At 67.6% G+C, this 21145-nt stretch carries 16 protein-coding genes; 8 read left to right on the top strand and 8 right to left on the bottom strand.

Annotated features, from left to right (window positions below):
• Nucleotides 1–86 precede the first annotated feature (86 nt).
• The 5 genes from ACQKQD_RS12830 to ACQKQD_RS12810 all read left to right on the top strand — a co-directional run bounded on the left by ACQKQD_RS12830 (nt 87) and on the right by ACQKQD_RS12810 (nt 7980).
• A complete protein-coding gene (locus tag ACQKQD_RS12830) occupies nt 87–1148 on the top strand; it encodes a glycosyltransferase family 4 protein (RefSeq protein ID WP_427508536.1) in 1062 nt (353 codons plus the stop codon).
• Between the two features lie 244 nt (nt 1149–1392).
• On the top strand, nt 1393–2808 hold the full coding sequence (locus ACQKQD_RS12825) for a lipopolysaccharide biosynthesis protein (RefSeq protein WP_427508535.1): 1416 nt from the start codon (nt 1393–1395) through the stop codon (nt 2806–2808).
• A 279-nt stretch (nt 2809–3087) separates the two neighbouring features.
• The gene (locus ACQKQD_RS12820) at nt 3088–4446 is read left to right on the top strand and encodes a polysaccharide biosynthesis/export family protein (protein ID WP_091675635.1); all 1359 of its coding nucleotides are present in this window, start codon (nt 3088–3090) and stop codon (nt 4444–4446) included.
• A gap of 150 nt (nt 4447–4596) precedes the next feature.
• Nucleotides 4597–6072 (top strand): O-antigen ligase family protein, encoded by a 1476-nt coding sequence (locus ACQKQD_RS12815; protein WP_427508534.1) that lies wholly within the window; start codon nt 4597–4599, stop codon nt 6070–6072.
• A 564-nt stretch (nt 6073–6636) separates the two neighbouring features.
• Nucleotides 6637–7980, top strand: a complete 1344-nt coding sequence (locus ACQKQD_RS12810; protein WP_026604634.1) for an FAD-dependent oxidoreductase — start codon at nt 6637–6639, stop codon at nt 7978–7980.
• A 118-nt stretch (nt 7981–8098) separates the two neighbouring features.
• Here the strand turns inward: ACQKQD_RS12810 and ACQKQD_RS12805 are convergent, their stop codons facing one another.
• A complete protein-coding gene (locus tag ACQKQD_RS12805; RefSeq protein WP_020091237.1) occupies nt 8099–9244 on the bottom strand; it encodes a glycosyltransferase in 1146 nt (381 codons plus the stop codon).
• 1192 nt (nt 9245–10436) lie between these two features.
• Here ACQKQD_RS12805 and ACQKQD_RS12800 point away from each other — a divergent pair.
• From ACQKQD_RS12800 to ACQKQD_RS12790, 3 genes are all read left to right on the top strand, one after another.
• Nucleotides 10437–11195, top strand: coding sequence for a sugar transferase (locus ACQKQD_RS12800; RefSeq protein ID WP_020091236.1), 759 nt, complete (start codon nt 10437–10439; stop codon nt 11193–11195).
• 156 nt (nt 11196–11351) lie between these two features.
• Nucleotides 11352–11576, top strand: coding sequence for a hypothetical protein (locus tag ACQKQD_RS12795; RefSeq protein WP_091979601.1), 225 nt, complete (start codon nt 11352–11354; stop codon nt 11574–11576).
• 1134 nt (nt 11577–12710) lie between these two features.
• Entirely contained in the window at nt 12711–13223 is a 513-nt protein-coding gene (locus ACQKQD_RS12790; protein WP_026604632.1) for a hypothetical protein, read from the top strand.
• A 248-nt stretch (nt 13224–13471) separates the two neighbouring features.
• On the opposite strand, the gene ACQKQD_RS12785 is transcribed toward ACQKQD_RS12790, so the two are convergent.
• The 7 genes from ACQKQD_RS12785 to ACQKQD_RS12755 form a co-directional block, all read right to left on the bottom strand.
• Nucleotides 13472–13972 (bottom strand): hypothetical protein, encoded by a 501-nt coding sequence (locus tag ACQKQD_RS12785; protein ID WP_427508533.1) that lies wholly within the window; start codon nt 13970–13972, stop codon nt 13472–13474.
• A gap of 696 nt (nt 13973–14668) precedes the next feature.
• A complete protein-coding gene (locus ACQKQD_RS12780) occupies nt 14669–15676 on the bottom strand; it encodes a dienelactone hydrolase family protein (RefSeq protein ID WP_427508532.1) in 1008 nt (335 codons plus the stop codon).
• Nucleotides 15677–15791: 115 nt separating this feature from the next.
• Complete coding sequence (gene atzF / locus ACQKQD_RS12775; RefSeq protein WP_427508531.1) at nt 15792–17603, bottom strand: allophanate hydrolase; 1812 nt, start codon at nt 17601–17603, stop codon at nt 15792–15794.
• Nucleotides 17604–17618: 15 nt separating this feature from the next.
• On the bottom strand, nt 17619–18533 hold the full coding sequence (locus ACQKQD_RS12770) for a polysaccharide deacetylase family protein (protein WP_427508530.1): 915 nt from the start codon (nt 18531–18533) through the stop codon (nt 17619–17621).
• A complete protein-coding gene (locus ACQKQD_RS12765) occupies nt 18533–19315 on the bottom strand; it encodes an ABC transporter ATP-binding protein (RefSeq protein ID WP_020091230.1) in 783 nt (260 codons plus the stop codon). The genes ACQKQD_RS12770 and ACQKQD_RS12765 overlap by 1 nt, the downstream gene beginning before the upstream one ends.
• Nucleotides 19308–20168 carry an ABC transporter permease gene (locus ACQKQD_RS12760; protein WP_427508529.1) on the bottom strand — a complete coding sequence of 287 codons (861 nt, stop codon included), beginning with the start codon at nt 20166–20168 and terminating at the stop codon, nt 19308–19310. Before ACQKQD_RS12760 ends, ACQKQD_RS12765 begins: the two co-directional genes overlap by 8 nt.
• The gene (locus ACQKQD_RS12755; protein WP_020091228.1) at nt 20165–21115 is read right to left on the bottom strand and encodes an ABC transporter substrate-binding protein; all 951 of its coding nucleotides are present in this window, start codon (nt 21113–21115) and stop codon (nt 20165–20167) included. Before ACQKQD_RS12755 ends, ACQKQD_RS12760 begins: the two co-directional genes overlap by 4 nt.
• Nucleotides 21116–21145 lie beyond the last annotated feature (30 nt).

Raw genomic sequence — 21145 nt, 5'->3', positions numbered from 1 at the left:
TCGTATCTCCCGCCTAATCGGCGCCGCGGCTTGCATGGAGTCCAGCGCAGGCCGGGGCTCGGATCCGACACGAGCGCTCGTAAGTCATGCGTATTCTCCATCTGCTGAATCACACGCGCCGACTGAACGGCCATGTCCACGCGGCCGTCGATCTCGCGTGCCAACAGGCGCAGGCCGGACACCGGGTCGCGATTGCCAGTCAGGGTGGGGATTTCGATGCGCTGCTCCGGTCCAACGGCGTCGAGTCGATCTTCGCGAGCCACGCGCGCACGCCGGCCCGGATCCTGACGTCGTTCCTCGGATGTGGCGGTGTGCTCCGGCGTTGGCGTCCCGATGTCGTCCACGCCCATATGATGACCAGCGCCGTGCTGGCTTGGCCGACCTGCAAGCTGCTGCGCGTTCCCCTCGTGACGACCGTCCACAATGAGTTCGAGAAGGGTGCCGTCCTCATGGGCCTTGGGACCAGGGTCATCGCTGTGAGCGGCGCGGTCGCCGCGTCGATGCGGAAGCGCGGCATCGCGGCTTCCCGCATCGACGTCGTGCTCAACGGGACCATCGGCTCAGCCCGCATGCGTGGTCGGTCCGAGGAACCGCAGGCTCTGGATCATCCCGCCATCGTCTTCGTCGGAGGCCTGCATCCCCGGAAGGGATTGCCCGATCTGCTGCAGGCCTTCGACAAGGCGTTCCCCCACAATCGCGCCATGCGGCTCTACGTCGTCGGCGGCGGTCCTCACCGGGACGCCTACGAGCAGACCGCGCGCACGCTGGCCTGCGCGGATGCCATTACCTTCGCCGGGCCGCGGGACGATCCGTACCGCTGGATGCTGGGCGCCGACATCTTCGTGCTCCCGTCCCACGCCGATCCGGCACCGCTCGTGCTCTCCGAAGCCCGGGAGGCGGGCTGCGCGATCGTCGGCGCCGACGTCGACGGGATTCCCGAGCTGCTCGACGGGGGAAGGGCGGGCATTCTGGTCCCGGCAAACGATCCGGACAAGCTTGCGCAGGCGCTGATCACGCTCACGACCGATCCGGGCGCCCTGGGCGCTTTGAGAGCGAAGAGCCAGATCAACCTGGATCACCTGCGGATCGCACGGGTGGCCGACGAGACCTTGACCGTCTATCGGCGCGCTGCCGGCATCGCGGGGTGATGCGCGTCCCGGTGCGCGGAAGCCGGACACGGCTCCCACAACGCACCGCGGGCGCGGCTCGATCGCAAGCTGACCAAATTAGCTAGATTGATGCCGCCGCCGGATGCTGGTTCAGGACTGCCTTGCAGAGCGTGTCAGGATCGGAATCGCCATGTTGCTCAGATCCGGATCCATGTCGTGACCACGAGGCACGACGTCGTTCCGGGCCGGTGTGGCGCCGGTCAGTCCTCCGTGGGACACGTTCATGCTCGCCTCTAAGACGCTGCGCGGCGCCGGATGGAGTGTCGCCGCACGGATCTCCGCGCGCGCGATCGATCTCGGCACGCTGCTCGTCCTCGCACGGATCCTGTCGCCCGCCGATTTCGGCCTGACGGCCATCGCCGCGTCCCTGATCTCGATCGTCGAGATGATCCTCGAGATCCCGCTGGTTCAGGCCCTGTTGCGTCTGCAGAAGATCGAGAAATCGCATCTGGATACTGCATTCACGCTGGGCCTTCTCCGGGGCGGGGTCATCGCCGTTCTGATGATGGCCGCCGCTTGGCCGGTCGCCCACATCTACGACGACGTCCGACTGATCCCCATCACGCTCGCGCTCGCCTCGGCCCCGATCGCGCGAAGCCTCTACAGCCCGGCCATGGTACACCTGTTCCGCAAGATCGACTTCCGTGCGTCGTTTCTCGCGGATTTTTCCGGAAAAGTGGCCGCGGCCCTGATCTCGATCGGGTCTCTCCACTTGGGAGCCGGCTACTGGGCCCTGGTGATCAACCCGGCTGCATCCGCGATCCTGCCGACCATCCTGTCCTACGTGCTGGCGCCTTACCGACCGGGGCTCTCCCTGGCGCGGCTGAGTGCCTTCTCGGCGTTCACAGGCTGGTTCACATCCTCACAGATCCTCGCTGCCTTCAGTTGGCAGTTCGATCGCATGTTCCTCGGTTACCACGTCGACAAGGCCGTACTCGGCCGCTACGGGGTGGCGAGCGATTTCTCCGTCCTCCCGACCCAGAGCGTCATCGGTCCGGCTATGCGGCCGGTCATGGCCGCGTTCGCGACGATGGCCGATGACCGCCTCCGCTTACGAGCCGCCTTCCTGAAGGCGGCTCGACTCACGATGATCATCGCGCTCCCGGCTGGCGTGGGCATCGCACTGACCGCCGACCAGATCGTGAGCGTCATCCTCGGTGCGCAATGGATTTCCGCAGCGCCCTATCTGCGATGGCTGTCGCTGGCCGTCATGTTCACCGCCTATTACCAACCTGTCTCAACGCTCTGCCTCGCGATGGACGAGCCGAACGTGATGCTCAAGATCACGCTCCTCGAGTCGGTGGCGAAGGTCTTGAGCATGACACTGGGATTCTATCTCGGCGGCGTGATGATGATGATCTACGCGCGCCTTGCCGCGGCCCTGTTTCACTTCCTGATCAGCGCGATCTACGCGCGGCGTCTCGTCGGTGCCGGTGTGGCGGGGCAGATCCGTAATCTCTGGCAGATTGGCCTCTCCTGCGCGGCGATGGCGGCCGCCGTCCTCGCGCTGCGGGCCGCCTTGAGCCGCCTGGATATCGGCTCGGCCGGGCTTCTCGCGGCCCTGATCCTCGGCGGCGCGGCGGCTTACGGCGTGAGCATGCTGCTGCTCGGCTTTCGCCTGCGGACCCTGCGTCCATGAGGCCGGTCGCGCGAGGGCCAGCGGCGAAGAACGCAGAACTTACAGCCGCCATGGGGCTGATCCACGAGATTGCGGAGGGTATAATTTTGGCCGCGCTCACTTCAAAGGCTCGGATGAGCAGCGGCCGCAAGACAGACCTCGGGTCGTTAAATCTTGGCTAACTTGGCGGCGTCTGCTACCTTTCGATGTGGCCCTCGGGATTCTGTGCTACGGATACCGTAGGGCGATCGCAGCGCGCAGACTTATACTCAAGATTTGGCTCTGGTCGGGGAGAATTTGATGCGTCTGCGTCTAGTTGCGGCGGCGTGCGTCCTGCTGTTCGGCAGCCCGCACGCGAATGCGGCCGCCGACGAAGCCGGTCGATATCTGCTCGGCCCTCAGGATCATCTGACGATCCGCGTCTATGATTTGCGTCGCAACACCGGCGAAGCGTACTCGTGGACGGCACTGAACGGTCAGTTCGTCGTTGCAGCGGACGGAACCGTGTCCATGCCACTGATCGGCCAGATCAAGGCGGCGGGCGGCACGCCGATCGATCTCGCGAACGCCATCGGTGTCGCTCTGAAACAGGTCGCCGATCTCGCGGAGAAGCCCGCTGCATCGGTCGAAGTCGCGACCTACCGTCCCTTCTACATCATCGGTGCGGTCCAGCAGCCCGGCAAGTACGAGTATCAACCCGGCCTGACCGTACTACAGGCCGTCAGCACGGCTCAGGGACTGATGCGCGGCACCGACCCGCGGAGTATCCAGCGCGACGCGGTCACAACGCGGGGCGAGTTGCGAAATCTGGCCGCGGAGCGGGTCGCCTTGGCCGCCAAGCTGGCGCGTCTCGAAGCGGAGGTCGGCGGCGCGGAGACGATCGCGTTCGGCGGCGAGCTGAAAGGCACGGTGGACAGGATTTACGCGGAGCAGGCCGTCCGCGGTGAGCAACTCCTGTTCGACACGCGTCGGAACGCGCTGAAGGCCGAGATCAAGTCGATTGAACAGTCGATCGCCAGCTTTCAAAATGAAATGAGCACGCTCGATAATAAATCTAAAACGCTGGACCGCCAGATCGAGCTCAGTCGCGGTGAGCTCGGCCTGATCAACGATCTGGTCTCGAAGGGACTCACGATCGCGCCGCGCAAGCTGGCTGCGGAGCAGAGTCAGGCGTCGTTCGAGAGCAGCCGACTCGACGTGCAGGTCGCCATGCTGCGCGCTCAGCAGAGCCTCACGCGCGCCGAGCGCGACATCATCGACCTCAAGGCCCGGTTCCGCCGCGAAGCTCTGTCGGAGGCCGCGGATGCCCGTCAGAAGCTCGCCTCGATCGACGAGAAGGCGCGGACAGCCGAGCGGCTCGCGGCCGATGCCGAGTCTCAGATGGTCGGCAGCACCGACGACGCGGCAGAAGCCGTGAGCGCGCGCTACGAGATTACCCGGAAGCAGGGGGTGAAGGCGGGCACATGGCTCGCCTCCGAGGAGGCCGTCGTCGAGCCCGGCGACGTCGTGCGGGTGACGCTCGTGCGCCAGCCGGCCGACAAGGCCGGGGAGACGCGGCCGTCCCCGTCGCCGCGGCCCGGATCATCGGGCGCTCCGGTGAGCCGCGGTCCGGCCGCTTCGGATGCGCCACTGCGGCCAACCGAGAGCGCGAATCGCTGAGATGGCCGATGCGTGCGCGTCGCATCGATCCGGGCGGTGACCAGACGACGCGATCGCCCGATCCCGGCCCGGCACGACCGCCGGGGGTGCCGGTGCGTCGCCTGAGTGCCACCGCCGCTCCGCCGTCGATCATGCCTGGATCAGCCTGACATGAGCTTCGAACCAATAGGCGCCATCGCGGTCGTCATCGGCCTGTTCTGTCTGCTGTTCGGCAGGGAATCGGTGGTGATCGCCTTCGTGGTGTTCTGCAATCTCGGCTCAGCCGCGGCACTCCTGCTGGGCGGCGCCAACGTGCAGCCGGCGCATCTCTTCCTCGTGTTCCTGATGATCGCGACACTGTTCCACCGCAACATCTCGACACAGGTCCTGAGTTCGTTCCGCCTGCCTGAACCGGGTTTCTGGCTTCTCTGTCTCACTCTCTACGGGGTGGCGAGCAGCTACATCCTGCCGCGGCTCTTCGCGGGGCAGACCTATATCGTGCCGCTGGGAACGTCGTCACACCTGATCACGAGCGACGGCGTCGTTCCCCTGGGACCAGTATCCAGCAATTTCACGCAGCCGATCTATCTCATCGGTGATCTGGTCTGTTTCAGTATCATCACCGCTTTCGGATCCTCGAAGAACGGGATTGAGACGCTCGCGAAAGCGCTCATCCTCTACGCGGCTGCCAACATATGTTTCGGCATCATCGACGTGCTCACGGCGGCAACGGGCACGCAGGAGGCCCTGCAATTCATTCGCAACGCTCAGTACACGTTCCACGATGAGGAGAGTGTCGGCAGTATGCGGCGGATCATCGGGGCTTGGCCGGAGGCGTCGGCCTTCGCGGGAATGACACTGGGAGGTTGCGGGTTCACGGGCATGCTGTGGCTCTGTGGCCGCAAGCCCTTGGTCACGGGACCTCTGGCGTTGATCTCGCTGTTGTTCGTGATCCTGTCGACATCCTCGACCGGCCTGGTCGGCGCCGCGGTGCTGATCCCGATGCTCTACACGATCGCGTTGCTGCGATGCAGCACGCGTCGTCAGGACCGCTTCAGCGCCTGGCTGGTGGTCGCGGGTCCGTTGGTCGCCTGCGTCCTCGTGCTCCTGGCCTTCTCGGTCGGCGGCGTGGCTGAGCGCGTCTACGATTACGTCGATACGCTTGTCCTGAGCAAAGCCGAGACGAGTTCGGGTGTTCAGCGTTCGGCCTGGAACGCCTATGCGTGGCGGAACTTCATCGACTCGAGCGGCCTGGGCGTCGGCCTCGGAACCAATCGCACATCGAGCTTTCCGCTCGCGGTGCTGTCGAATGTCGGGATTCCGGGAGCCGTCTTCTACGTGCTTTTCCTGGCGTCGGTGTTCGGATTTCGGCGCGGAGCGCCGCGGACCTACGCGAGCGACATCCGTGCTGCTGGCCGCGTCGCCTGCCTGTCCCTTCTCCCTGGCAGCCTCATCGCGGGCCCGACCGTCGATCAGGGCTTGATATTCTACATCTTCGCCGCCACCGCCTGCGCCTATCCCGCACGTCATCCAGTCGGGCGTATCGGTGTCTCCGCAACTCCGATCGAGCCGGCCGCGGTCGCGATACGGTCGCGGCTCGCCGAACCGGCTCGCCATTCGGCTCAGAACGTATCACTCGGCACGTGAGGGCGGCCCCGGAGGCCGATGGCCGGACCGAGGGCTGGGCGTTGCTGCCGTCCGGCACCGGGGACTGCCGTTCCGTGTTCCGCTCCGGGAGCAAAACCACGGGCCGCGCCGGCGCGCCGCGACGGCCGTGCAGGGACCTCGAAAATGGCCCGGGGGCGCGGGGGACGCTCAAGGTATGCTGGGTGGATCCACTGCCTCGAAGCCATTGATCAAATGGCTCATGGGACATCTGTCGTTTTCGTTGTTGACTTTACCCTGCTGAAGGGCGGCCAATGCTGCCTCTGTCGGCCGCAAGGCGCGGAGCGCCTGTCCGCTCGTTCAGAACGGGGACAGATCCATAGTGCGATCGTCAGGTGATGTTTCGGTCCGCGCGCATAGTGTGTTTGCAAATTCTGCTCAGTTAACGGTAGTCATGACTGGGTTCCGAACTGATCCTATGGTATCGATCCGCAACTTCCGATCTGATTCGAGTGTCGGCGATGATCATCGTGCTCGGCGCGGCCGACCATCATGCTCCGGCATCGTCCTCCATCGCCTGACGCCGTGGCCGATGCAAAGCGAATCATGACCGTTTCTTCAGCCTTCGATTGTCATGGGCACTCGGGAGACGAGATTTTCGATGCGATCGTATTAGGGGCCGGTATTACAGGCCTCGTATCGGCTTCAATTCTTCACGATCTCGGCTGTCGAAATATTGCCGTCATCGACGAATTCGAAAATATCGGCGGCAATCATATCGACCGGTCCATCAATGGATATACATTCGACATCGGAAGTCTAATATTTCAGGACGATTCGCCGCTGCTGAAGTATTTTCCAGAGTTGCTGGAACATTACGTTCCGATCAAGCCGACGTGGGGAAAGCTAACACCCCAGGCTTTCGTCACCTCCTACCCGCTGTCGATCCGGGACGACATCGTCCGGGCCGGTCCATGGGGCATCTTCAGGATCGTGCTATCGGCCGCTTTCTCGCGCGTGGCGCGGCGCAGAATCGGGAATGCGCGGGAGTTTGCTCGCTACTGGATCGGTGATTATCTGCTCAGAAGGTCCGGCCTCGAGAGCTACATGAAGCGGTTCTTCGGCGTTCCGGCCGACTGGGTCGATCTGGAATTTGCCGAGAAGCGGATGCTCTGGATCAAGGAGCACGCCAGCCCGCGCGTCTTGTTGCGCTATGTCCGCCGGCATCGCGCGCCGGGTCCGACCAACAGGCAGTTGGCGCGACCCCGCGAAGGCTTCAATGCCCTCTACGAAGTGGCCGCCCGGACCCTGCGGCAGCGCGGTTCGGTCTTTCATCTGGGCGAGCGGATCGAATCGATCACACGGCGCGGGACGCAATTCGATGTCCGCACAGGTGGCCGCCGTTTGACCGCCCAGCGACTCATCTCGACGATCCCCATTGCGCGGGCGTTGGCCCTCTGCGGAGTCCGAGAGGATCCCGGTCTCGCCTCGGTAACGCTGATCAGCCTGTATTTCAGCTTCGACGGGAATCGCGGCTTCGACTGTTCGATCCTCTACAACTTCGCGCATGACGGCGCTTGGAAGCGGCTCACGATGTATTCCGATTTCTACGGTCGGGTGGAGGGGCGCGAGTATTTTGGAGTCGAGGTCATCGCTGGTCACGCGAACGATTCCGTGACGATCGCCGAGCAGGATTTTCGGGCACATGTCGCCAAGAACGGGCTCTTCGCCGGTGATCTGGTTTGTGAGGGCAGCCAAGTGGTGCCCTGTGCCTATCCCATCTACACCGGGCAGGCCCATGAGCGGGTGTCGCGCGCGCTCGCCCAACTCGCCGACTTCGGGATCGAGTCGTTCGGACGACAGGGCGGTTTCGACTACCAGCCGACGGCCCGTGTTTCGACGCTCAACGCGGCGGCTCACCTGATGCCGACAAGAACATCGGACGCTTAGTCGAGTCGATTCTGCCGGCGGGCGCCGCGCGCCGCCCTCTGAGACCGGGGCCTCCCCCGCCTCGGTCGTGACCTCGGCGGTTCGGCGAGGAGGCCGGGGCCGCCGACGCGGGGCCGTCTCACTGGACCAGATAGGCGCGGCTCGGCTCACGCGGAGGACGAGGGGCCGCCAAGCGCTCGCGCGCGAGGACCCCGTCGACGAAACGGCTGATCTCGTCCGCGAAGCGGCCGACACCGAAGTCGGCTGCGCGGCGGACGAGGCGCTCTGGCTCCACCCCGATCGCCCGACAGCGCTGGACGGCATCGATCAGCGCGTCGACGGACTGCTCGTGGAAGAAGGTGCCGGTCACGCCGTCGATGACCGTCTCGGTGACACCACCCTTGCCGAACGCGACGACCGGCCGTCCGCTCGCCATGGCCTCGACCGGGACGATGCCGAAATCCTCTTCTCCGGGGAAGATCAGGGCTTGGCACCGTGCGTAGTGGTGTTTCAGGACCTCGAAGGGCTGCGGCCCGAGGATCTTGATGTGCGGACCGGCCATGCTGCGCAGTTCACGCAGCATCTCGCCGCCGCCGATCACCACGAGCGGCTGCCCCAACCGGTTGAAAGCCTGGATCGCCAGTTCCGGCCGCTTGTAGCGAACCATTTCGCCGACCATCAGATGGTAGTCACCGCGCTGGCCATCCGGAGCGATCTCGAAGGCCGCCGTGTCCACGGGCGGATGGATGACCTTGGCTTGGCGTCGATAGTAGGTCTCGATGCGTCGCGCGACCGTGTCCGAGTTGGCGATGAACTCGTGGACCCGGCCCGCCGAGACCGCGTCCCAGTTGCGCACGTAATGGGCCACCGGCGGCATCAGCAGGCGCGTGAGCAGCCCCGTCCGCTCGCGATAATCGTGGTACATGTTCCAGACGTACCGCATCGGTGAGTGACAGTAACAGATATGAAGCGCGTCGGATGGCGGGATGATCCCCTTCGCCGGACCCGATTCGCTGCTGATGATCAGATCGTATCCCCGCAGATCGAGCTGCTCGAGGGCCATCGGCATCAGGGGTAGATAGGATTTGTATCGGCTGGTCGCGAACGGCAATCGGCCGATGAACGAGGTCCTGACCCGGTGCGCCCTGATGGTCGGCGACATGGATTGCGGGGCGTAGGCGTGCGTGAAGATGTCGGCTTCCGGATAGAGGTCGCAGAGCGCCTCGACGACCTTCTCGCCGCCGCGCATCCCGATGAGCCAGTAATGGACGATCGCGACTCTCATCGCTCGGAACCTGCTTCCCCGATCGCCGCGCAGCTCTCACCGAGTCGCCCGGTGGATGTCCGATCGGTCGCTGGCAGGCAGCTGCTCCACAGGCAAGGGACCATGATTGCGCTATTCTCAGTCTTGATCGGAAACGTGCGCCTTCGGCTGGACCTGTGTGGTTCGAGCCTCGGGAGCCGCGGGGATTGATGACTTTCAGACGGGATCGACGGGTCTCACGCCATCCGCTGCGGATGGACGTTGCAGGCAGGCCCGGTCGACTTGGCGGGTATGCTCCGGGGCCGCATCAGGCTCCGCGCTCCCACCCGTCGGCCGAACAGGCGCAGACCACCCGGCGTGCCGCGCCACCCGGCACTCTGTTCTCTCTCGGCGCATGCATCATGAGTGGCCCCAATCCGTACTGGCTCCGGCATTGTGGCCGCTCCTGCACGTTGGATGCCGCTTAGCCATCCGCAGGATACTGAGTTCGCCCATCCGGGTCACGCTGCGGAACCCGCCGCCATAGGGATTAGTCCCGCGGCATCGCAATAGGGCCGCGCACGCACGGTCCGTCGCGGCGCGGCGGCCGATGCCACCGATCCGGCACGCGTCTCATCCCGCTGACCGCGCCTGAGGTACTGTATCGGAAGTCCATCCATAGAGCGCGCCCCGCACCTTGTCATGATCGCCCTCGGCGCGAAATTGATTTCGTCGCGCCATTCAGCAACATCCCGGCGATCGCCGCCGCAGCGATCTCCCGGAATGCCTGCGGCGGGACGTCTGGACATTGCACCGCGATCCCATGCGCGAGCGTCCCGGTCCGGACGGGTGGCCCGCGCGCGCGGGAGAAGCACAGAGCTGCAAGTGGCTCAGCTCTCGACCATCAACCGTGGGAACGCGCGGCATTCCTCGGGCCGGACGGACGCAGTGCACAATGATGGGTGAGCATCCGGCCAAGGTCGGTGTCTCGTGACATTGCTTGGATTGCGGCATCGAGGCGGATTCGTGTCTGGGTCGAGAGGCAGAGGCCCGGTGCCACTGTGCTTCATCCTGCGGGATCGAAATCTATTCTTGCATTTTTGGGCGGAAAATATACTGACATTTAGGGTACGGTTAAGCTTGAAACAGGCGCGATGATTTGATATCCCGTCGTTAACAATTGATTAACCGTTGCTGCGCCTGGCGGCCACCTGCCGTCACGAGGAGCCAGAACATGCTGCGCGACGTCGGCCCACCGCTTCAGCCTGCCTTGCGTGCGCCGCAGTACGGTGTCGAGCTGGCGGACCAAGTGGGCGATGCCGCGGAGGCTGTCGCGGAGGCCGTTCTGCCAACGGCGCCGTTCGTGGCGCGCGGCCTGCGGTTGGGTTGGGCGGCCAAGCGCGGGCTCGACATCACGGTGGCGGCCACGGCCCTCTTCCTCTTGCTGCCGTTGCTGATCCTGATCGCCGCCCTCGTGTATGCCGGTGATCGCAAGGCGCCGATCTTCCGCCACATGCGGGTGGGCCGGGACGGTCGCCGCTTCGGGTGCCTGAAGTTCCGCTCCATGGTGACGAATGGCGACGCTGTTCTGGCGGCCCATCTGGCCGCCAATCCTCTGGCCCGGGCCGAGTGGGCGGCGACGCACAAGCTCAGCGACGACCCGCGCGTCACCGCCGTCGGCTACGTGCTGCGCAAGACCTCGCTCGACGAGCTGCCGCAGCTCTGGAATGTGCTGCGCGGCGAGATGAGCTTGGTCGGTCCGCGCCCGATCGTGCCGGCCGAAGTCGCCCGCTACGGGCGGGCATTCCCCACCTGTTTCGCCGTGCCGCCGGGCGTGACGGGGCTGTGGCAGGTCTCGGGCCGCTCCGACACGACCTATGCCGAGCGCGTCGCGCTGGATCTGGACTATGCCACCCGGTGGACCTTGCACCGGGATCTCGCCATCATGCTGCGCACCGTTCCCGCGGTTCTGGCGCAGCGCGGGAGCCGATGAGGCGCGGGTGGTCCCCGAGCCGCCCCGCGCCGGGGCGCGGCGTGCTCCGGCCCTGCGCGACGGCGCAGCACGAACCGCGCACCCAGATCCGGTTCGGGGCAGCACTTTGCTGGTCCGACAGATGAGGGCCGGATCGGATTGTGGCGGGTGCCAGCGATGACCGAACGAGACCCGTACCGCCACGAGGATCCGATCTGGTACGATCGGATCGAGGCGGATGAGCCGCCTGGCGTCATCCTCGATCTGCTGGCGCACGCGTTCGTGCCGATCATGGCGGCTCTCGGTGCGGTGAGAGCGCTGTACTGGCTACCGACTCGACTGTGGTGCCGGGCCGCGCGCTCGATCCTGCGCGATCGGACCACCGCTGCGAAGCGGCTCTGAGCCGAGCGCAGCATCGTCACAGTGAAGCGTTCGCCGGGCTCGAGCGGCCTGTCGTGATACGTCATCCGCCGATGGACCCGCGACGCGGCCTCCAGCCGTCCGAGCTCCGGTGAGCGTGATGCCACGCTGAACGCGCATCTGAGCGTCCGTTCACCCCCCACCTCTCGGGCACGCAGGCCGGTTATGTCCGGAGCATACCGAACTCGGAGCCGCGGCGCCGGTTGCGGGAGCTTCATCAGGTCGAGATTGACAATATTAACGCTATGAAGTAGCGCTATTGACCATTCTGAAAATTGACAGACGTGATGGATCCCGAACGGGATCAGATGTCATTTGCCCATATCGAGTGGCGAGTGCTTGTATGAGGTTCTCGGAGGCAGGGGCTGCCATTCGGCGCTGGCACTTTGGCTGGCCGCCGCGCACGCGCAGGATGACCGCCAGCGAGCGCTCCCTCTCGGTCGGTGCCTGCCAAACGTGCGGGGCAAAGGTGGAGATCTCCAACGCATACTGCGTTCCCTGCGCCACAGAATACGCCGACTGCGATGTCGCATATTTTGATCGATGGTTGCTGGTCTTTATCTGGGTTGCTGCAAGTGTAACGCTGTTCGGCGCAATCTATTTTATGTTGAGACTCTTCGGTGTTGTATCGTAGAGATGTTCACGATCCTTCGTCGCTCGGCTTTCGCGTCATCGCCGACGTCGGATTGTGGAGCGGTCGGAAGGCTCACCGATCGGAGCGGAACGGCGCAAGCGGCATTCTCAGGATTCGGTGCGCGATGCCGCGCCATCGATTCGAGATCTGGGACGTATAGGTCCCTGGTCAGGAAAGGTGGCACGTTCCCGGTATCGGATGGCGATCGCGTCGATGCGCCGGCTGTCAGGTTCGTGCACGCTCCTGTCCCGGACCCAGGGCCCTGGCTCGGCGACCACGGGTGGGCCGGCGCTCGAGCGTTGGTATGCGGTCCGCCCAGCTCGATATGCCGGTGGATGAGAGATCTGAGTACCTCTATCGGGTGATGGACGCCGGCCATTGCTCGGTAGAATGGCTGTGGGACCCGCTGTTCAGGGCGCGATCACGGCTGACGATACAATCGAGCCGGGTCTGAACAGGTTGCGGGTAAGGGTGAGGGCAGGATGCGCGGCTTGGTTTCGACTGCGACGCTCTCCGGAGTGCTGGCGCTTGTCTTCAGCATGCCCGCATCGGCGGCTTCCGATATCACGGTCGCTGCCATCGCCACCGGTCGGCTCTATGTTGTCGGGACGACCGATCGCCCGCACACGGCCGTGATTTTGGACAACCGGTTCAAAACCGAATCCGACGAGAATAGGAAGTTTCAGTACGAGTTGGTGTACCATCCCGCCAATTGTGTGGTTTCCGCCGCAATCGATGGGACGATACATGAAGCGGTTGTCAGCAATTGTGGGCAGCAGGTGGTGCCCGGAACTTGGCTGGACCCGAAGCCCGCGATGACCAGGCCGACTCCTCTGGAGCGGGTGCTCTCACCGACGGTCGAGGTGCCCTCCACCGTCTTCTGTCCCTCAGTTCAGACAGAGCGCTCGCAGGATCCGGCACGCATCGAGCTTGCTGACCGCACGCCACCGGTCTTCACCGTCGTGACGGGGATGAATTTCTCGCCGCGCTACTGACGCTTGGCAGCAGGTGTGAAGAAGGCGGAGAGGATGGGTGCGGCGCATCGTCGGGATCCTCCCCGGAAGGAGTCCGCTAACGGACTTCTGTGCGGCGTCGGCTGACGGAGCGCACGGCGAAAGCGATGGCCGCTTCGCCGGCTTGGGGGCCGTAGTCGGGACCGGCGTGGCGGGTGAGAACGCACCGAGGCGTGCCGGTCGATACGGAGAACTCGCCGTTCACTCTCGAGCCGCGTCGAAGAGCGACGTCAGCATCCTGAGCATACGCTCTTCGCGGCGGCGTGTCCGCCCTTCAGGAGCGCCGCCATCGCCGCTTCGCGATTGTACTCCGACATGATCCTCTTGGTGGCGAGATCCTTATCGAAGCCGGGAATGTTGTCTTTCTGTGTGGCCGAGGCTTCTCCGACGCCGGCACCGTTCGACATGCGGGACAGGCCGGAATAGATCGGCGGCTTCGTCAGATTCTCCGGACGGAGACTCTTCCAGCTCATGCGGTTGCGCATCGAGGAATCGAGAACCGCCAGAGGGTTCACACCGTTCTGGCCGATCTGCGCGTCCGTGAGCTTCAGAGTGCCGGGAATGACGACGGGGAGCGGATCGATATCGCGCTCAGCACGCGGTGCCGCGGCGCCCACGAGCGGGCCCGTCGACGCGGTTGCCGCAGGCATCGCGGTCGGGGGCGGCAAGGCGCTGTAGGCAGTCGGCATCAGCGGCGCGTGGGAGCACGCGCCTAGAGTGAGCACCGCCACGAGCGTTCCGATTCGTCTGAAAGCCATGGTCGCCCTCGCGCTGCGCCAGGCCATTCTAGCCAAGCTTGCACATGACATACCAGTGTTGGGCGGGGTGAGTCCAACCCCTATAAACTGGCTACAGCAATCTCCGAAGTACGCAATGACCAAAAGTAGTATAGGGGCTCAGTGGCCATTCTTGCCGACGGATCCCGGCGATGGGCTCCGTCTCGCGACAAGTGACTTTCGGCCCTGATATGAACAGCTTCGATTTCCGTGCATCTAAGACAAATCGAATTTCGATGATGTATCTAACGCAGTAGATTCGTCGATTGAAGCGCACAGCTACGCTCTCGGTTGTCCCTGTTCTTCATGCGAAATTGGTTGCGGTGTTCGGGTCGGAAGGTGTCCGTGCCCGCGAGAGCGGGGTCGCGGGTCTCCGGGCAGTTAAAGATAGCCCCGATAGATCGTCCTCGCCGTCGAAGAGGCTGCGCCTACTGGCTCAGTTGGGCACGAGATCGCCACAGTTCGGCCGAGCACGTTCGATCTGTGAGCATTCATGATGCTGCCTGCAGGTAGGACGCCACGCGACACGCAGGTTGGGGGCGGCCCGGGCGGTGCGGGGCAAGCCGACGACGTCAATTGACCGAGTCGGCCGCCGCACGAGCGCGCGGCGGGCAGGCAGGGGCCGCGCAGATCCGCACCGCGCTCCGTCGGTCACCGTCCCCGGAACGCGGCGTCCAGCGCGTGCGAGACACGCGCCAGGATCCCGGCGCGGGCGGCGGCGTCGGAGCCAATATGCGGGTCGCGCTGCACGCACGGGTCCGCGTAGGTGAACGGCGTGGCGTCCGGGCCCGCCACGAGGGCGCCGTCCGCCGCCTCGCTTATCGCGCAGGCGCGGACGGTCTGCGCGCCCTGGGCGACCACGGGCTGGGTCGGCCCGGCCGGGTTGTCGAAGACGTGCTGCGCTCCGGGAAAGACGGTCAGGTCGACATCGGCGCCGGCCGCCCTCAGCCGCTCCGCGTAGGCCGCGCAGGTGGCGGCGGGATTGTAGTCGTCGCCCCCGCCACCGAAGATCCGGATCGGCCGATCCGCCACGGCCGTGTCGTCCCGGAAGCGGATCGAGCAGTCCGGGTACACCGGCAGGTAGAGGGCGGGAATCACGCCGGAGCGGTTCCAGGCCGCGTCGAAGCGCTTGAGGCTGGCGTAGAGCGCGGCCTGCCCGCCGCGCGAGAAGCCCATCACGGCGATCCGCGCCGGGTCGACCCGCGGATGCTTCGCCAGCACGCCCAGCGCCCGGTAGATGTCGAGGATCAGGTTCGTGCGCGCCAGGAGGCTCTGGTCGGTGTTGACGCTGGTCAGGCCGCGCCCGGTGAAGCCGTCGATCGCGAAGGTCGAGATCCCGCGCGCCGCCAGCGCCCGCTGCCAGAACTCGATGTTGCCGCCCAGGCCCCCAGAGCCGTGCATCAGGATCACGGTCGGCAGGCGCTCGGTCCCCCCCTTGGCGATGCGCAGGATCCCCGCGACCGTGACCGGCTTCGCTCCCGCGGACGTGCCGGTGAGGAACTGCCGGTCGGTCAGCGTCAGGCTCTCGAACGGGTGAACCTCCACGCGGGCGGCGTAGCTGCCGAGATCGGCGACGCCGTCCGCTGCGGGCCCGGCGGAGGCCGCCGGCGTGATGCCGGCCAGCAGACAGGCCGCCAGGAACAGGATCGATCGCCGCATCGGAACGCTCCGCCACCGGGCGGCAGCCTATCAGCGGCGCGGGCGGCCTGTCGCCGCGCGAGGGACCGGAACCGGTTTCCTCTCGCTGCCCGATGTCAGGCCCCGGGGGCGAGGGCTACGCGGCCGCGCGGTCGGCCAGGTAGGCGCGCCAGCCGCCGAAGCGCGTGATGTCGGCCGCCCCGTCGAGGCCGGCTTGCTCGACCAGGAAGCCCTTGGGCGCCGTGCCGTCGGCGAGCCGCAGCGTGCCGATGCCGAGCGGTGCCGGGATGGCGGCGACGAAGCGTCCGAACGCGGCGGGCGGCAGGGCCCACACCTCAGTCTCGATGGGGGCCCCGTCCCCGGCCGCCACCCGGAGCAGCCCCGGGCGCTGCGGCGGGCCGCCCGGCAGGGCGTAGAGGCGATAGTCCCGGGCTGTCGGCACGGCGCGCAGGAAGCGCCCGCCGCAGCCGGCCAGCTCGCGGTTCAGCGGCAATCCCGAGAGATGCGCCCCGACGACCGCCAGCTCGATCGCGTCGGGTCCGGCCGCGGCCGGCCCCGGCTCCACGACCGGCACCGGCATCGTGCCCGCGCCGATCCGCGGCGCCGAGGCCGCGTGCAGGCGTGCCCCGAGGGCGGCGAGGAGCCCGTCCGAGCCGCGCGGCGCCAGCAGGGTGATGCCGGCGGGGAAGCCGTCGGCGCGGGGCCGGCCCGGCACCGCCAGGGCGCACCAGTCCAGCAGGTTGACGAAGTTGGTGTAGGTGCCGAGCTCGCTGTTCGGCCCAATCGGGTCGGCCGCGACCGCCGCGCAGGTCTGCGGGCGCGGGTAGGTCGGCACGGCGAGGACGTCGATCCGGTCCCAGACCGCGTCCGCGGCCCGGCGCAGCGCCGCGAGGCGGTAGAGGCCCGCGAAGGCGTCGGCCGCGCTGTGGCGCTCGGCGGAGGCGATGACCGCCCGCGTCGTCGGGTGGAGGATGTCGGGGCGCGTCTCCATCACCGGGCGGATCGCCGCGTAGCGCTCGGCGACCCACGGGCCGTCGTAGAGCAGGGCCGCGACGGCGAACATCGGCGCGAGATCGACCGGCGCCGCCGCCCCGGCGAGGGCTTCGAGATCGGCGACCGTCGCCGCGAAGGCCGCCTCGGAGAGCCCGTCGCCGCCGAAGCGGAGGCTCGCCCCGTCCGGGAGCCCGAGGCGCAGGCCCGGCGGGAGGGCGGCGGGGGCGGCCGGCACCGGCAGGGCCCGCGACCAGGGATCGGCGGCATCCGGACCCAGCATGACCCGGAAGGCCGCGTCGGCGTCGGCCACGGTGCCGGCGAAGACCGAGAGCGTGTCGAGGGTCCGGCAGGCCGGCAGCATCCCGCGGCTGGAGATCGCCCCGAGGGAGGGCTTCAGCCCGACGACGTTGTTGAGCGCCGCCGGCACCCGGCCCGACCCCGCCGTGTCGGTGCCGAGCGCGAAGGCGACGATCCCATGAGCCACCGCCACGGCCGAGCCGCTGCTGGACCCGCCGGGCACGTAGGCCGGATCGATCGCGTTGCGCGGGGCCGGGTAGGGGGTGCGCAGGCCGACGAGCCCGGTGGCGAACTGGTCGAGGTTAGTCTTGCCGATCAGGATCGCGCCGGCCGCGAGGAGATGCGCCACCGCGGGCGCGGTCTCGGCGGGGGTGTGGGCGAAGTCCGGGCAGGCGGCAGTGGTCGGCAGCCCGGCGACGTCGATGTTGTCCTTGACGGCGAAGGGCACGCCCCAGAGCGGCATCGCCGCGGGGTCGAAGGGCGGGAGCGCCGCCGCGGCTTCGCGAGCATCCGCCTCCGGGACGAGCGCGAGGAAGATGCCGGGATCGTCCACCGCGGCGAGCCGCCGGTAGGCCTCGGCCACGACGGCGCGCGAGTCGAGGCCTTCGGCGTAGGCCGCGTGCAGGAGCGGGATGGTCGGGAAGGGGGGCACGGTCATTCCTCGCAGCGAGGCTCAGGATTCGTCGCCGGTGGCGCGGTACCAGTCGAGGATCTCGACCCCCTGCATGAACACCGCGTCGTCGCGGGCCAGGACGGCGTCGAGCAGCCGCTCCAGCAGGCCGATCCGGTGCGGCACGCCGGTGATGTAGGGGTGGATCGCGAAGCCCATCACCTTGGCCCCGCCGAGGGGGCCGGAGCCGGCGGCCTCGGCCGCGAGCCGGTCGAGATGGGCGAGCGCCCGCTCCACGAACTCGTCGGCCCGGTGGTGCTGGATGGCCAGAAGCGGGATGTCGTTGAGCTCGACCGAGTAGGGGAGGGCGACGAGGTCGCCCGTGCGCGTCGCCACCCGGCAGGGGCGGTCGTCGACCACGAAGTCGCCGACGTACTCGAGGCCGGCCACGCGCAGGTGGTCGGGCGTGTCGAGGGTCTCGGTGAGGCCCGGTCCCAGCCAGCCGCGCGGCGGGCGCCCCGTGGTCTCGGTGATCGCCGCGATGGTGCGGGCGATCATCGCCGGCTGGTCCGGGATCCGGTGCGTCGGGACCTGGTGGAAGCCGTGGGCCATGAACTCCCAGCCGGCCGCGTGGGCGGCCTCGGCCACGCGGGGATAGGTCGTGCAGACCGAACCGTTGATCGACAGCGTCGGGCGGATTCCGCGGCTGGCGAAGGCCTCGAGGAAGCGCCAGAAGCCGACCCGCATCCCGTACTCGTGCCACGCCCAGTTGGGGATATCCGGGAGCAGGCTCGCGGCGGTCGGCGGCACCAGGATCTGGCGCGGCATCGGGTTGTCGATCAGCCAGTGCTCGACGTTGACCACCGGCCAGACCGCCACGTGCTTGCCGCCCGGCAAGGTCAGGCGCGGCCGGTCCACGGCGGCGCGGTAGGCGAGGCGATTCTCGGGCCGGCGGGGATCGTCGGGCGCGGTGTCCATCAGGCGGCGGCCCGCGGGGCGTGGTGGCTGTGGAGCTGGGCCGCCAGCATCCGGCGCAGGTCGTTGAAGGCCGGGCTCGACACGTCGCGCCGCCGCGGCAGCTCGACCGGGTGGATCGCCTCGATCCGGCCGGGGCCGGGCGACATCATCACGATGCGGTCGGCCAGGAAGATCGCCTCCTCGATGGCGTGGGTGACGAACAGGATCGTCAGCCCCGTCCGCGACCACAGGTCGAGCAGCTCGTCCTGCAGCCGCTCGCGGGTCATGGCGTCGAGCGCCCCGAAGGGCTCATCCATCAGCACCACCTCGGCCTCGTTGGCGAGCACCCGGGCGATGGCGACCCGCTGCTTCATCCCGCCCGAGAGCTGGTGCGGGTAAGCGTCGGCGAAGGCCTGGAGGCCGACCAGGGCGATGTAGCGCTCGGCGGTGTCGCGCACCTCGGCGGCGGGCCGCCCGCGGGCCTTCGGGCCGAAGCCGATATTGTCCCGCACCGTGAGCCACGGGAACAGGCCGTAATCCTGGAAGACCATGCCGCGGCTCGGCCCCGGCCCGGCGATCGGCTTGCCCCACATCAGGGCCTGCCCGGCGGTCGGGGCCTCGAACCCGGCGGCGACCCGCAGCAGCGTCGACTTCCCGCAGCCCGAGGCGCCGAGCAGGCAGACGAACTCGCCGCGGGACACCGTGAGGTTCGCCTCGCGCAGGGCCTCGGTCCGGCGGCCGCCCGCCGTGTAGGTCTTGGAGACCGCCCGCATGTCGAGGATCGGGATCGTCGGATCAGCCATGATTCGGGCTCCAGGCGAGCAGCCGGCGGCCGAGCTGCATGACCAGCCAGTCGGAGACGAAGCCCGCGACCCCGATCACCGCCATGCCGCAGATCACGATCTCGGTGCGCGAGAGCTGGCGCGCCTCCATGATGATCGCCCCGAGGCCGGTCTGGACGCCGGTCATCTCGCCGACCACGATCACCACCCAGGCGAAGCCGAGGCCGAGCCGCAGGCCGGTGAAGATCGACGGCAGCGCCGCCGGCAGCACCACGCGGACGAACTGGGCCGGCCCGGTGCAGCCCAGCATCGCTGCCGCCTCGAACAGGCGCGGCTCAACGGAGCGGACCCCGAACACGGTGTTGACCAGGATCGGGTAGAACGCCCCGAGGAACACGAGGAAGAAGGCCGAGCGCGGCCCGAGACCGAACAGGATCATCGCCAGCGGCAGCCACGCGGTGACCGGCACGGGCCGCAGGACTTGCAGGACGGGATCGAGCAGCGCCCGGATCAGCGGCACGCGGCCGATCAGCAGGCCGAGCGGCAGGGCGGCGGCGGCCGCCAGCGCGAAGCCGCCGTAGACCCGGCTCAGCGACGCCGCGAGATGGGTCCAGAGCGTGCCGCTGAACGCGTCGTCGTTGACGCCGCCGACCGCGAGATCCCGCATCTCGGCCCAGACCTCCGCGGGGGGCGGGATCAGGCTGTAGGGCCGGCCCGCGGTGGTGACCTGCCAGACCGCGACGAGCGCGGCCGGCACCACGCAGGCGAGCGCCAGCCGGCGCAGGTGGGCGAGCCCGGGCCCGGATCCGGCCCGGCGGGCGGGCGCCGGCGTCACCGCCGCCGGCAGGGCGCCGGCCTCGATCCCGGTGCTCACGCCCGCCCCAGCGCGTCGACGAAGCGGGTATCGATGAAGCCGGGCTCCGGCAGCCGCTTGATCTGCTTGAGCGCGAGCATGTGCTGCGCGTAGGCGTCGGCCTGCCGGATCTCGTTCGGCCCGAGGCGCCAGGTCAGCTCGACGTTCGGGGCCGAGAGCTCGAGCGCCTCGCGCTTCTGGCCGAGCTTCGCCACCGCCATGGCGATCATCGCGTCGCGGTCGCCGGCCGCGAAGTCCGTCGCCTTGCGGTGGATCTCCAGCATGGTCCGGACGAGGTCCGGCCGCTCGGCCAGCGTGTCGCGGTGGGCGCCGAACACCATGTTCAGCGCGCCCATCTCGGTGCCGTAGGGGTACTCGACGAGCTGGCCGACGCCCGAGGCGAGGCTGACGCCGGGGCCCGGCTCGGCGCCGACATAGGCGTCGACGTCGCCGCGGGCGAGGGCGATGTGCATCTCCGAGAAGGAGACGCGCACGGGGGTGATGTCCTTCACCGAGAGCCCCTCCATGCGCATCCGCTCCAGGACGAAGACCTCCTGGGTGCTGCCGGGCCAGATCGCGACGCGCTTGCCGCGCAGGTCCTTGATGGCGTGGATGTCGGAGCCCTTCTTGGCGATCACCGCCATCCCGCGGTTGCAGGTGGAGGCGATGACCACGAGCGGCTCGCCGGCGGCGGCGCCCAGCGTCGCGGCGGCGATCCCGAAGGTGCCGAAATCCACCGACTTGGTGACCACGGCGTTCTTGCACTCGGTCGGGCTCTCGAAGGGCACAACCTCCACATTCACCCCGGGCGGGGTGAAGCGCGCGTAGAAGCTCGGCGCGATCGAGTGGATCAGCTTGAGGGAGCCCATCCGGATCGTGACGGGCGCGCCCTGGGCGCGGGCCCGGGCCAGGGGTCCGAGGGCGAGGCCGGCCCCGAGACCGGCCAGGAGGGTGCGGCGGCGGATCATCGAACGGCTCCTGAAGGGTCCCGATGTGCC

The sequence above is a fragment of the Methylobacterium sp. NPDC080182 genome, assembly GCF_050281105.1.
Classification (GTDB): domain Bacteria; phylum Pseudomonadota; class Alphaproteobacteria; order Rhizobiales; family Beijerinckiaceae; genus Methylobacterium.
The sequence above is the reverse complement of the archived record's forward strand: the minus strand, read 5'-3'. Positions and strand labels throughout refer to the sequence as shown.

Excerpts from the sequence above, each read along its gene's own strand:
- ACQKQD_RS12820 (WP_091675635.1), top strand. The coding sequence starts at position 3,088 with ATGCGTCTGCGTCTAGTTGCGGCGGCGTGCGTCCTGCTGTTCGGCAGC.
- ACQKQD_RS12810 (WP_026604634.1), top strand. The coding sequence starts at position 6,637 with ATGACCGTTTCTTCAGCCTTCGATTGTCATGGGCACTCGGGAGACGAG.
- ACQKQD_RS12770 (WP_427508530.1), bottom strand. The coding sequence starts at position 18,533 with ATGGACACCGCGCCCGACGATCCCCGCCGGCCCGAGAATCGCCTCGCC.
- ACQKQD_RS12800 (WP_020091236.1), top strand. The coding sequence starts at position 10,437 with ATGCTGCGCGACGTCGGCCCACCGCTTCAGCCTGCCTTGCGTGCGCCG.
- ACQKQD_RS12765 (WP_020091230.1), bottom strand. The coding sequence starts at position 19,315 with ATGGCTGATCCGACGATCCCGATCCTCGACATGCGGGCGGTCTCCAAG.
- ACQKQD_RS12830 (WP_427508536.1), top strand. The coding sequence starts at position 87 with ATGCGTATTCTCCATCTGCTGAATCACACGCGCCGACTGAACGGCCAT.
- ACQKQD_RS12795 (WP_091979601.1), top strand. The coding sequence starts at position 11,352 with ATGACCGAACGAGACCCGTACCGCCACGAGGATCCGATCTGGTACGAT.
- atzF (WP_427508531.1), bottom strand. The coding sequence starts at position 17,603 with ATGACCGTGCCCCCCTTCCCGACCATCCCGCTCCTGCACGCGGCCTAC.
- ACQKQD_RS12780 (WP_427508532.1), bottom strand. The coding sequence starts at position 15,676 with ATGCGGCGATCGATCCTGTTCCTGGCGGCCTGTCTGCTGGCCGGCATC.
- ACQKQD_RS12805 (WP_020091237.1), bottom strand. The coding sequence starts at position 9,244 with ATGAGAGTCGCGATCGTCCATTACTGGCTCATCGGGATGCGCGGCGGC.
- ACQKQD_RS12755 (WP_020091228.1), bottom strand. The coding sequence starts at position 21,115 with ATGATCCGCCGCCGCACCCTCCTGGCCGGTCTCGGGGCCGGCCTCGCC.
- ACQKQD_RS12815 (WP_427508534.1), top strand. The coding sequence starts at position 4,597 with ATGAGCTTCGAACCAATAGGCGCCATCGCGGTCGTCATCGGCCTGTTC.
- ACQKQD_RS12825 (WP_427508535.1), top strand. The coding sequence starts at position 1,393 with ATGCTCGCCTCTAAGACGCTGCGCGGCGCCGGATGGAGTGTCGCCGCA.
- ACQKQD_RS12790 (WP_026604632.1), top strand. The coding sequence starts at position 12,711 with ATGCGCGGCTTGGTTTCGACTGCGACGCTCTCCGGAGTGCTGGCGCTT.